At 39.6% G+C, this 14083-nt stretch carries 2 protein-coding genes; both read right to left on the reverse strand.

Going from position 1 to position 14083, the window contains the following annotated elements; translation table 11 throughout:
• Positions 1–37: 37 nt before the first annotated feature.
• The gene (locus LNP27_RS08960; protein ID WP_229941304.1) at positions 38–13117 is read right to left on the reverse strand and encodes a DUF7507 domain-containing protein; all 13080 of its coding nucleotides are present in this window, start codon (positions 13115–13117) and stop codon (positions 38–40) included.
• Between the two features lie 28 nt (positions 13118–13145).
• On the reverse strand, positions 13146–13667 hold the full coding sequence (locus LNP27_RS08965) for a hypothetical protein (protein ID WP_229941305.1): 522 nt from the start codon (positions 13665–13667) through the stop codon (positions 13146–13148).
• Positions 13668–14083 lie beyond the last annotated feature (416 nt).

Below are 14083 nucleotides of genomic sequence, written 5' to 3' on the forward strand. Positions count from 1 at the left end.
AAATTTAGTAATCCTCAGGATTTAAAATTAGTTAAAATTATTTGGTAAGGTATAAGTACCCGTCCTTTTTATTAGTTTGAATATCACCATTTCCATCAACGGAAGTGTAATTTAAAATGTAGAAATACGTTCCAGTTGGTAAACCAGTCGATTGGCTAATAGTTGTTCTTCCACGAGAGATACCTTCGAAATTATTACTTTGGTTGTTATAGTTTTTAGTTTCAAAAACTAATACACCCCAGCGGTTATAAATTTCAACTGTATTCTCAGGATAACAAGAAGTATCACCAATGTTATCAATTGTAAATACATCATTTATTCCGTCTCCATTTGGAGAGAAGGCATTATGAACTAGAATTGTTCCACAACCTAATACTAGAGACTTTTCAACATCTACAGAGTCTGAAGCGCTGATACTAGTGTTATTTGGCGTAAATCCATTTGCAGTAGCAGTATTAGAAACAGTATTATTTACTAGATCAATTTTAGTTATCGTATAGTTTTCGTTAAATAGTTGAGAACGACCAGGTGCTAAGCTTGCTATAGTTGTACTCAATCCAGTTAATGGGTCAGTTACTAGTATTTGATACAAGGATACAGTACCCGTGTTTTTCACTTCGATAGTATAACTAATTACATCTCCTGCTAAACTATAACCATCTGTCGAAGCGGTTTTAACAACTTCTAATTTTGCACTTTGTACTAATGGAGTAGTAGTAGGCGTATCATTTTCTACAGTAGTTCCAGAAATATCTTTCACATCTTTTCCGTTAGGATCTTTACCAGTTGCTAGAGCCGAGTTAGTCACTTTACCAGCATCAACATCAGCTTGAGTAAGGATATATGTTCCAGTTACTGTTGCATTTGCTCCAGCAAGGAGAGAAGCGATTGGGCTATTCGTGATAGTCAATCCTGGCATTGGATCGGCAATAGCGATATTAGTAACTGTTACATTTCCAGTGTTTGTTACTGTGAAACTATAATTGATTTTTTCACCCGCTTGAGCAAAACCATCATTATTAGTGTCAGCAAACACGCCTTTTTTCACCAAGACAATACTTCCTTTTTGCGTTAGCGGAGTGTCAGTAGGGGTGTTGTTATCAACTGAAGTACCAGAGATATCTGTTACGTCATTTCCTTTTGGATCTTGAGCCGTAGCTAAAGCCGTGTTGACTACTTTGCCCGCATCGATATCGGCCTGAGTAATGGTGTACGTTCCTTTGATAGTGGCATTAGAAGCGCCTACTGCAAGAGTTGCAATTGGGTTTCCAGTAATGGTTAAACCTACCATTGGATCAGTTACTACTACATTCGTAAGCGAAGTATTTCCAGTATTGGTTACTGCAAAAGTATAAGTGATTACATCACCCACTTTACCCGTTCCACTCACTGTTGCTGTTTTCACAAGAGCAATACTTGGATTTTGCGTTAGCGGAGTGTCAGTAGGGGTGTTGTTATCAACTGAAGTACCAGAGATATCTGTTATGTCATTTCCTTTTGGATCTTGAGCCGTTGCTAAAGCCGTGTTAACTACTTTACCCGCATCGATATCTGCCTGAGTAATGGTGTACGTTCCTTTGATAGTGGCATTAGAAGCCCCTACTGCAAGAGTTGCAATTGGGTTTCCAGTAATGGTTAAACCTACCATTGGATCGGTTACTACTACATTCGTAAGCGAAGTATTTCCAGTATTGGTTACTGCAAAAGTATAGGTAATCACATCACCCACTTTACCCGTTCCACTCACTGTTGCTGTTTTCACAAGAGCAATACTTGGATTTTGCGTTAGCGGAGTGTCAGTAGGGGTGTTGTTATCAACTGAAGTACCAGAGATATCCGTTACGTCATTTCCTTTTGGATCTTTCGCCGTAGCTAAAGCCGTGTTGACTACTTTGCCCGCATCGATATCTGCCTGAGTAATGGTGTACGTTCCTTTGATAGTGGCATTAGAAGCGCCTACTGCAAGAGTTGCAATTGGGTTTCCAGTAATGGTTAAACCTACCATTGGATCAATCACTACTACATTCGTAAGTGAAGTATTTCCAGTATTGGTTACTGCAAAAGTATACGTGATCACATCACCCACTTTACCCGTTCCACTCACTGTTGCTGTTTTCACAAGAGCAATACCTGATTCTGTAACTGCATAAGTATAATTTCCGGTACAACCATTTTGGTCTTTAATTTCAACGCTATACGTGCCTTTTGTCAAATTAGTAAGATCTTTTGTTGTAGCACCATTTGACCATAAGTAGGTATATGGAGAAGTTCCTCCAGAAACAGTTTGCGTTATGGTGCCATTACTACATCCCACACAATTGCTATTATTTGTTACAATAGCTACTGAAGTAATTGCTGCTGCAGGTTGGGTAATAGTCACTGAAGCAGTAGCCTCACAACCATTGGCATCTTTCACTTTATAGGTATAGGTTCCAGCAGCTACAGCAGTAATAGCAGGATTAGCAGCATCGTAAGTATAAGTACCTGTACCTCCAACTGTAGTTAAAGTTACAGTAGTTGTACCACCGAAACAAGCAATTGGAGCAGCAGTAGCAGTTAACACTAATTGCGCTGGAGCAGCACTAATAGTTACCGAAGCAGTAGCCTCACAACCATTGGCATCTTTCACTTTATAGGTATAGGTTCCAGCAGCTACAGCAGTAATAGCAGGATTTGCAGCATCGTAAGTATAAGTACCTGTACCTCCAACTGTAGTTAAAGTTACAGTAGTTGTACCACCGAAACAAGCAATTGGAGCAGCCGTAGCCGTTAACACTAATTGCGCTGGAGCAGCAGCAATAGTCACTGAAGCAGTAGCTTCACAACCATTAGCATCTTTCACTTTATAGGTATAGGTTCCAGCAGTTAAAGCAGTGATTGCAGGATTAGCAGCATCGTACGTATACGTTCCAGTACCACCAGTTGTATTTAAAATAACGCTAGTTGTACCACCGAAACATGAAATTGGAGCAGCTGTAGCCGTTAACACTACTTGAGTAGGAGCAGCATCAATAGTAACCGAAGCAGTAGCTTCACAACCATTAGCATCTTTCACTTTATAAGTATAGGTTCCAGCAGTTAAAGCAGTGATTGCAGGATTAGCAGCATCGTACGTATAAGTTCCAGTACCACCAGTTGTATTTAAAATAACGCTAGTTGTACCACCGAAACATGAAATTGGAGCAGCTGTAGCCGTTAACACTACTTGAGTAGGAGCAGCATCAATAGTAACCGAAGCAGTAGCTTCACAACCATTAGCATCTTTCACTTTATAGGTATAGGTTCCAGCAGTTAAAGCAGTGATTGCAGGATTAGCAGCATCGTACGTATACGTTCCAGTACCACCAGTTGTATTTAAAATAACGCTAGTTGTACCACCGAAACATGAAATTGGAGCAGCTGTAGCCGTTAACACTACTTGAGTAGGAGCAGCATCAATAGTAACCGAAGCAGTAGCTTCACAACCATTAGCATCTTTCACTTTATAAGTATAGGTTCCAGCAGTTAAAGCAGTGATTGCAGGATTAGCAGCATCGTACGTATAAGTTCCAGTACCACCAGTTGTATTTAAAATAACGCTAGTTGTACCACCGAAACAAGAAATTGGAGCAGCCGTAGCCGTTAACACTAATTGCGTTGGAGCAGCAGCAATAGTCACTGAAGCAGTAGCTTCACAACCATTGGCATCTTTCACTTTATAGGTATAGGTTCCAGCAGCTACAGCAGTAATAGCAGGATTTGCAGCATCGTACGTATAAGTACCTGTACCTCCAACTGTAGTTAAAGTTACAGTAGTTGTACCACCGAAACAAGCAATTGGAGCAGCAGTAGCAGTCAACACTAATTGCGCTGGAGCAGCACTAATAGTTACCGAAGCAGTAGCTTCACAACCATTGGCATCTTTCACTTTATAGGTATAGGTTCCAGCAGCTACAGCAGTAATAGCAGGATTAGCAGCATCGTAAGTATAAGTACCTGTACCTCCAACTGTAGTTAAAGTTACAGTAGTTGTACCACCGAAACAAGCAATTGGAGCAGCCGTAGCCGTTAACACTAATTGCGCTGGAGCAGCAGCAATAGTCACTGAAGCAGTAGCTTCACAACCATTAGCATCTTTCACTTTATAGGTATAGGTTCCAGCAGTTAAAGCAGTGATTGCAGGATTAGCAGCATCGTACGTATACGTTCCAGTACCACCAGTTGTATTTAAAATAACGCTAGTTGTACCACCGAAACATGAAATTGGAGCAGCTGTAGCCGTTAACACTACTTGAGTAGGAGCAGCATCAATAGTAACCGAAGCAGTAGCTTCACAACCATTAGCATCTTTCACTTTATAGGTATAGGTTCCAGCAGTTAAAGCAGTGATTGCAGGATTAGCAGCATCGTACGTATACGTTCCAGTACCACCAGTTGTATTTAAAATAACGCTAGTTGTACCACCGAAACATGAAATTGGAGCAGCTGTAGCCGTTAACACTACTTGAGTAGGAGCAGCATCAATAGTAACCGAAGCAGTAGCTTCACAACCATTAGCATCTTTCACTTTATAGGTATAGGTTCCAGCAGTTAAAGCAGTGATTGCAGGATTAGCAGCATCGTACGTATACGTTCCAGTACCACCAGTTGTATTTAAAATAACGCTAGTTGTACCACCGAAACATGAAATTGGAGCAGCTGTAGCCGTTAACACTACTTGAGTAGGAGCAGCATCAATAGTAACCGAAGCAGTAGCTTCACAACCATTAGCATCTTTCACTTTATAAGTATAGGTTCCAGCAGTTAAAGCAGTGATTGCAGGATTAGCAGCATCGTACGTATAAGTTCCAGTACCACCAGTTGTATTTAAAATAACGCTAGTTGTACCACCGAAACAAGAAATTGGAGCAGCCGTAGCCGTTAACACTAATTGCGTTGGAGCAGCAGCAATAGTCACTGAAGCAGTAGCTTCACAACCATTGGCATCTTTCACTTTATAGGTATAGGTTCCAGCAGCTACAGCAGTAATAGCAGGATTTGCAGCATCGTACGTATAAGTACCTGTACCTCCAACTGTAGTTAAAGTTACAGTAGTTGTACCACCGAAACAAGCAATTGGAGCAGCAGTAGCAGTCAACACTAATTGCGCTGGAGCAGCACTAATAGTTACCGAAGCAGTAGCTTCACAACCATTGGCATCTTTCACTTTATAAGTATAAGTTCCAGCAGTTAAAGCAGTGATTGCAGGATTAGCAGCATCGTACGTATACGTTCCAGTACCACCAGTTGTATTTAAAATAACGCTAGTTGTACCACCGAAACATGAAATTGGAGCAGCTGTAGCCGTTAACACTACTTGAGTAGGAGCAGCATCAATAGTAACCGAAGCAGTAGCTTCACAACCATTAGCATCTTTCACTTTATAAGTATAGGTTCCAGCAGTTAAAGCAGTGATTGCAGGATTAGCAGCATCGTACGTATACGTTCCAGTACCACCAGTTGTATTTAAAATAACGCTAGTTGTACCACCGAAACAAGAAATTGGAGCAGCCGTAGCCGTTAACACTAATTGCGCTGGAGCAGCAGCAATAGTCACTGAAGCAGTAGCTTCACAACCATTAGCATCTTTCACTTTATAGGTATAGGTTCCAGCAGTTAAAGCAGTGATTGCAGGATTAGCAGCATCGTACGTATACGTTCCAGTACCACCAGTTGTATTTAAAATAACGCTAGTTGTACCACCGAAACATGAAATTGGAGCAGCTGTAGCCGTTAACACTACTTGAGTAGGAGCAGCATCAATAGTAACCGAAGCAGTAGCTTCACAACCATTAGCATCTTTCACTTTATAGGTATAGGTTCCAGCAGTTAAAGCAGTGATTGCAGGATTAGCAGCATCGTACGTATACGTTCCAGTACCACCAGTTGTATTTAAAATAACGCTAGTTGTACCACCGAAACATGAAATTGGAGCAGCTGTAGCCGTTAACACTACTTGAGTAGGAGCAGCATCAATAGTAACCGAAGCAGTAGCTTCACAACCATTAGCATCTTTCACTTTATAAGTATAGGTTCCAGCAGTTAAAGCAGTGATTGCAGGATTAGCAGCATCGTACGTATACGTTCCAGTACCACCAGTTGTATTTAAAATAACGCTAGTTGTACCACCGAAACATGAAATTGGAGCAGCTGTAGCCGTTAACACTACTTGAGTAGGAGCAGCATCAATAGTAACCGAAGCAGTAGCTTCACAACCATTAGCATCTTTCACTTTATAAGTATAGGTTCCAGCAGTTAAAGCAGTGATTGCAGGATTAGCAGCATCGTACGTATAAGTTCCAGTACCACCAGTTGTATTTAAAATAACGCTAGTTGTACCACCGAAACAAGAAATTGGAGCAGCCGTAGCCGTTAACACTAATTGCGTTGGAGCAGCAGCAATAGTCACTGAAGCAGTAGCTTCACAACCATTGGCATCTTTCACTTTATAGGTATAGGTTCCAGCAGCTACAGCAGTAATAGCAGGATTTGCAGCATCGTACGTATAAGTACCTGTACCTCCAACTGTAGTTAAAGTTACAGTAGTTGTACCACCGAAACAAGCAATTGGAGCAGCAGTAGCAGTCAACACTAATTGCGCTGGAGCAGCACTAATAGTTACCGAAGCAGTAGCTTCACAACCATTGGCATCTTTCACTTTATAAGTATAAGTTCCAGCAGTTAAAGCAGTGATTGCAGGATTAGCAGCATCGTACGTATACGTTCCAGTACCACCAGTTGTATTTAAAATAACGCTAGTTGTACCACCGAAACATGAAATTGGAGCAGCTGTAGCCGTTAACACTACTTGAGTAGGAGCAGCATCAATAGTAACCGAAGCAGTAGCTTCACAACCATTAGCATCTTTCACTTTATAAGTATAGGTTCCAGCAGTTAAAGCAGTGATTGCAGGATTAGCAGCATCGTACGTATACGTTCCAGTACCACCAGTTGTATTTAAAATAACGCTAGTTGTACCACCGAAACAAGAAATTGGAGCAGCCGTAGCCGTTAACACTACTTGAGTAGGAGCAGCATCAATAGTAACTGAAGCAGTAGCTTCACAACCATTAGCATCTTTCACTTTATAAGTATAGGTTCCAGCAGTTAAAGCAGTGATTGCAGGATTAGCAGCATCGTACGTATACGTTCCAGTACCACCAGTTGTATTTAAAATAACGCTAGTTGTACCACCGAAACAAGAAATTGGAGCAGCCGTAGCCGTTAACACTACTTGAGTAGGAGCAGCATCAATAGTAACTGAAGCAGTAGCTTCACAACCATTAGCATCTTTCACTTTATAGGTATAGGTTCCAGCAGTTAAAGCAGTGATTGCAGGATTAGCAGCATCGTACGTATACGTTCCAGTACCACCAGTTGTATTTAAAATAACGCTAGTTGTACCACCGAAACATGAAATTGGAGCAGCTGTAGCCGTTAACACTACTTGAGTAGGAGCAGCATCAATAGTAACCGAAGCAGTAGCTTCACAACCATTAGCATCTTTCACTTTATAAGTATAGGTTCCAGCAGTTAAAGCAGTGATTGCAGGATTAGCAGCATCGTACGTATACGTTCCAGTACCACCAGTTGTATTTAAAATAACGCTAGTTGTACCACCGAAACAAGAAATTGGAGCAGCCGTAGCCGTTAACACTACTTGAGTAGGAGCAGCATCAATAGTAACTGAAGCAGTAGCTTCACAACCATTAGCATCTTTCACTTTATAAGTATAGGTTCCAGCAGTTAAAGCAGTGATTGCAGGATTAGCAGCATCGTACGTATACGTTCCAGTACCACCAGTTGTATTTAAAATAACGCTAGTTGTACCACCGAAACAAGAAATTGGAGCAGCCGTAGCCGTTAACACTACTTGAGTAGGAGCAGCATCAATAGTAACTGAAGCAGTAGCTTCACAACCATTAGCATCTTTCACTTTATAGGTATAGGTTCCAGCAGTTAAAGCAGTGATTGCAGGATTAGCAGCATCGTACGTATACGTTCCAGTACCACCAGTTGTATTTAAAATAACGCTAGTTGTACCACCGAAACATGAAATTGGAGCAGCAGTAGCCGTTAACACTAATTGCGCTGGAGCAGCAGCAATAGTCACTGAAGCAGTAGCCTCACAACCATTAGCGTCCGTTACTTTATAGGTATAGGTTCCAGCAGCTACAGCAGTAATAGCAGGATTTGCAGCATCGTAAGTATAAGTACCTGTACCTCCAACTGTAGTTAAAGTTACAGTAGTTGTACCACCGAAACAAGCAATTGGAGCAGCAGTAGCCGTTAACACTAATTGCGCTGGAGCAGCAGCAATAGTCACTGAAGCAGTAGCCTCACAACCATTGGCATCTTTCACTTTATAGGTATAGGTTCCAGCAGCTACAGCAGTAATAGCAGGATTTGCAGCATCGTAAGTATAAGTACCTGTACCTCCAACTGTAGTTAAAGTTACAGTAGTTGTACCACCGAAACAAGCAATTGGAGCAGCAGTAGCCGTTAACACTAATTGCGCTGGAGCAGCAGCAATAGTCACTGAAGCAGTAGCCTCACAACCATTGGCATCTTTCACTTTATAGGTATAGGTTCCAGCAGCTACAGCAGTAATAGCAGGATTTGCAGCATCGTAAGTATAAGTACCTGTACCTCCAACTGTAGTTAAAGTTACAGTAGTTGTACCACCGAAACAAGCAATTGGAGCAGCAGTAGCCGTTAACACTAATTGCGCTGGAGCAGCACTAATAGTTACCGAAGCAGTAGCTTCACAACCATTAGCGTCCGTTACTTTATAGGTATAGGTTCCAGCAGCTACAGCAGTAATAGCAGGATTTGCAGCATCGTAAGTATAAGTACCTGTACCTCCAACTGTAGTTAAAGTTACAGTAGTTGTACCACCGAAACAAGCAATTGGAGCAGCAGTAGCCGTTAACACTAATTGCGCTGGAGCAGCAGCAATAGTCACTGAAGCAGTAGCCTCACAACCATTGGCATCTTTCACTTTATAGGTATAGGTTCCAGCAGCTACAGCAGTAATAGCAGGATTTGCAGCATCGTAAGTATAAGTACCTGTACCTCCAACTGTAGTTAAAGTTACAGTAGTTGTACCACCGAAACAAGCAATTGGAGCAGCAGTAGCAGTCAACACTAATTGCGCTGGAGCAGCAGCAATAGTCACTGAAGCAGTAGCCTCACAACCATTAGCGTCCGTTACTTTATAGGTATAGGTTCCTGCAGCTACAGCAGTAATAGCAGGATTTGCAGCATCGTAAGTATAAGTACCTGTACCTCCAACTGTAGTTAAAGTTACAGTAGTTGTACCACCGAAACAAGCAATTGGAGCAGCAGTAGCCGTTAACACTAATTGCGCTGGAGCAGCAGCAATAGTCACTGAAGCAGTAGCCTCACAACCATTGGCATCTTTCACTTTATAGGTATAGGTTCCAGCAGCTACAGCAGTAATAGCAGGATTTGCAGCATCGTAAGTATAAGTACCTGTACCTCCAACTGTAGTTAAAGTTACAGTAGTTGTACCACCGAAACAAGCAATTGGAGCAGCAGTAGCAGTCAACACTAATTGCGCTGGAGCAGCAGCAATAGTCACTGAAGCAGTAGCCTCACAACCATTGGCATCTTTCACTTTATAGGTATAGGTTCCAGCAGCTACAGCAGTAATAGCAGGATTTGCAGCATCGTAAGTATAAGTACCTGTACCTCCAACTGTAGTTAAAGTTACAGTAGTTGTACCACCGAAACAAGCAATTGGAGCAGCAGTAGCCGTTAACACTAATTGCGCTGGAGCAGCAGCAATAGTCACTGAAGCAGTAGCCTCACAACCATTGGCATCTTTCACTTTATAGGTATAGGTTCCAGCAGCTACAGCAGTAATAGCAGGATTTGCAGCATCGTAAGTATAAGTACCTGTACCTCCAACTGTAGTTAAAGTTACAGTAGTTGTACCACCGAAACAAGCAATTGGAGCAGCAGTAGCCGTCAACACTAATTGCGCTGGAGCAGCAGCAATAGTCACTGAAGCAGTAGCCTCACAACCATTGGCATCTTTCACTTTATAGGTATAGGTTCCAGCAGCTACAGCAGTAATAGCAGGATTTGCAGCATCGTAAGTATAAGTACCTGTACCTCCAACTGTAGTTAAAGTTACAGTAGTTGTACCACCGAAACAAGCAATTGGAGCAGCAGTAGCCGTTAACACTAATTGCGCTGGAGCAGCAGCAATAGTCACTGAAGCAGTAGCCTCACAACCATTAGCGTCCGTTACTTTATAGGTATAGGTTCCTGCAGCTACAGCAGTAATAGCAGGATTTGCAGCATCGTAAGTATAAGTACCTGTACCTCCAACTGTAGTTAAAGTTACAGTAGTTGTACCACCGAAACAAGCAATTGGAGCAGCAGTAGCCGTTAACACTAATTGCGCTGGAGCAGCAGCAATAGTCACTGAAGCAGTAGCCTCACAACCATTGGCATCTTTCACTTTATAGGTATAGGTTCCAGCAGCTACAGCAGTAATAGCAGGATTTGCAGCATCGTAAGTATAAGTACCTGTACCTCCAACTGTAGTTAAAATAACGCTAGTTGTATCACCGAAACAAGCAATTGGAGCAGCAGTAGCCGTTAACACTAATTGCGCTGGAGCAGCATTGATTGTAACTGATAATTGTGCAGACGAACAATTATTTTTATCTGAAACAGTCACTACATATAGACCAGCTGATAAGTTATTGATATCTTCAGTTGTTGCACTGAATGGATTACCATCTTTTGTCCAAGTGTAGTTAAACGGTGCAGTTCCACCCGTTGTATTAATGTCAATACTTCCTGTCGTAGTTCCAAAACATTTTATTTCTGTTTTACTAGCAAGACTTAATGATGGTTTTCCATTAATAATTACCTTAATAGCTTTTTTTGGACCGATACAAGAATTAGTTTGTCCTTCAGCAACATAATAAGTTACTTCTCCTACTGTATCTGTTAGCGGTATTATTGATGATTGCGCTGACGAAGTTAGACTTGTGTAATAATATAGCGAAAAAGCAGGATTGGTAGGAACAGCTGTTAAAGCAATAGCAGTATCACCTAAACAATATTGCACATCTGTAGTGGTAGGGGTTGACGTAATACTTGTTACAGTAATGGTGAATTCGAAATAACAACTACTACTTGCTCCAGCAGGAATCGCATAATAGGTTTTAGTCCCTACGGTAGCCGGGAATGGATTACTAGTTGTGTACTGATTCGTTTTTGCAAGTGAATCATAGAATGTTGATCCAGGAGGAAAAGCACCAGCTATGTCCGTAATAGGAATTGTAGTTCCTTCTTTGCAAAATGTGAATGCAGTTACAGTAGGCGTAGCCTGGCAATTGGCGGCTATATAAGCATTTGCATCAATAGCGATTGATAGAGGAGTAGGTATTGCATTTCCTTGACAAATTCCGCTAGTTGAATAACCTTGAATTAATGGCCTATCTGCAATATTTACCAAAGAGGTAGTACCAGTACCGCTCATTAAACCGCCTACTAAAATATTATTGTCACAGCTTGTGTTTTTTAGTAATGCACAGTTTTCAGTTGTCTTAAATTTAAAAGTAAGTTCGCCTAAAACTGTATTTGGATTTGTAGGTAGTGGTAATGTGCCAATGTCCCAAACAATAGATCCATTTGCTCCAAGAGTAGGATCAAATGTCAAACTATTTGGCGTTGGTAACGGACTAAAATTAACAGTTTTTGTAGCGCTATTAGCAACATAGGTTGCATTGTATGGAACAGGAATTACAATTTTTGAATTCTTTATACTTTCGGTTCCTTTATTTTTAATTTGAACTTTATATCCTAATTCTTGCCCTGGTTGTGCAGTAAATGGACCAGCTCCTACGACAGGACTGCCATTGATTGTTGTAGTAGAAAGAACACCTTCCATTTCCGGAACATAGGCATCAACAGCCATTGCCAGAGCGAAAATTACATAAGTATCTTGAGTTGAACCATATCTAAATTTTGTTGTAGTTTGATTGTTCCCTATAATAGTATTATTAGTATTTGGAATTTTAAACATACTAATGTCCAGACCTGTATTGTTAATCAAGTTTGGAGTTCTTGCATTTCCTCCCGTTTGAATAGAAGAGTTAAAGAAATTATCTGTTGTGTTTCCAGAATGATTAAGGTCTGCATAGGTAGTAGTGTATTTTTGTTGAATTTTAAAATAATCTCCAGCGATATCACGATCCCCTTCACCTGCAATTACTCCTACTTTAATCCCTACTTCACCTGTTTGAACCGCATTAAATCCATTAATATCTATGTCATAATTCAAAGTAGCACTACCTGCTACGTATGCGTGACCATCAAAAACAGTTATATCCCTGTTTTTCATGGCAGAATTTTCATAAATCACAATCATTGACCAACCACCGTAGTATCCAGTACTTCCACCATTTCCTTCTACTAAAGCAATGTCAGCGGCAGTATATTGTCCAATACCACGATTTTTTACAAAATTGGTAACATCAGCATAAGCTGAATACATCAATCCATCTGCTGTTGTTGGGTAATAAATTTCGTCATTACTCCCATTTTTGTTTGCTGAAATTGTGGTGTAACTACCGTCATTAGGACCTTTTAAATAAATTTTACTTTTATCAAAAGCCTTAGTAACGCCACCTTTAGTTACAGAAAAAGTTTTACTGCTTCTATTACTATTCGAAGATCTACCTGTCCAATACAAACCAGCAAATACAATATTGGAGCAATCAGAAGCTTTACCATCGTCCGTAGGTAAAACTAATGTTGAAGATGAAGAATTAAAGGTGTTCTTAACTCCATCCACATCAACATATACCATTTTGTTGTTTGAGTTATTAGTATTGTCTCCGTAATTTTCTAAAGTTAAATTAGTATTTCCAATTACGGTAAAATCCCCCTTCACTTTATAATTTTTAGTAAAAGGAGCAGTAGTTGAAGCCCTTTGTGTAAAGGATACCTTTACTTGAGCAGAAGCTGCAAATATATTTCCAAATAAAACTGTAATAATTAATACTAAATAAAGAAATTTGGAATTTATATTTTTAAAGTAGATTTTATTCATGTTTACTGTGTTTTGTAGGTTGGTACAACTATTCTGCTTTGTCTATTTTATAAAATATGCTATATTGGTCATTATAGTTTACTATCATATTTGCAATTTCCTGTTCGGTTATAGTAAAATCACTATTGAAATAGAAATATTTCAAGCTACTAAATTCTGAAAATTGCATCAGGTCAACTTTATAGTTTAAGTCGGATCTATTCTTTAATGTTATATTAATAATTTCAATATTATTTTTTAAAATACTTGGATCTCCAATTCCTGACAAAGACTGAGCATCAGTGTATAGACAAGTAGGATAATCTCCATACGTTTTTACGACACCACTAGATAAATAAACTGCTGACTGCGATTTAAAAACTAAATCTTCTATGCTTTGACTACTTGAAGCTGCCATTCTTTGTTTGCTTGCCGCTGGTTTATTAAGCAGATAAGAACTTAATTCAGTTATTTTAATAGGTGAAGATTGAGCAAATAGCTGGCCTGAAAAAACAAGTAATACTAGAAAAGTGAAAGTGCTATTTTTGATGCTGTTTAATGATGTATTCATGATTTATGGTTTATATTATTTTTTTTGGATTTTAATTAGGCAATTTTAGTTTTTATAGTTATTATTTATTTTTAAAATCTTAAATATTCGGATTTTAAAAATAAAGAACTTACTACTTTGTTAAGCTAATGTATTGGCTGAAAATGTGTGCTTATTTAATTTTAGAAAATTTGTTATGCGAGCTTTAGAAAACAAGAAAGAATTTATGGTTTTCATAATGATCGATAAAAACTTTAAATTTTTGAAGAATAGTATCAGATTGCTTGATTGATACGTTTGTGCGACATAAACATTTGCTATTCTCTTAGAAATTAAGAATAATTTGTTTTGCGATAAGTAAGAGTTTTGTTGTAGGTCAACAATTTGATTTGGGATACTTATTATCATAAGTTATATTTTAAAAATTGGACTATTTA

It is taken from the genome of Flavobacterium galactosidilyticum, from assembly GCF_020911945.1.
GTDB classification, from domain to species: domain Bacteria; phylum Bacteroidota; class Bacteroidia; order Flavobacteriales; family Flavobacteriaceae; genus Flavobacterium; species Flavobacterium galactosidilyticum.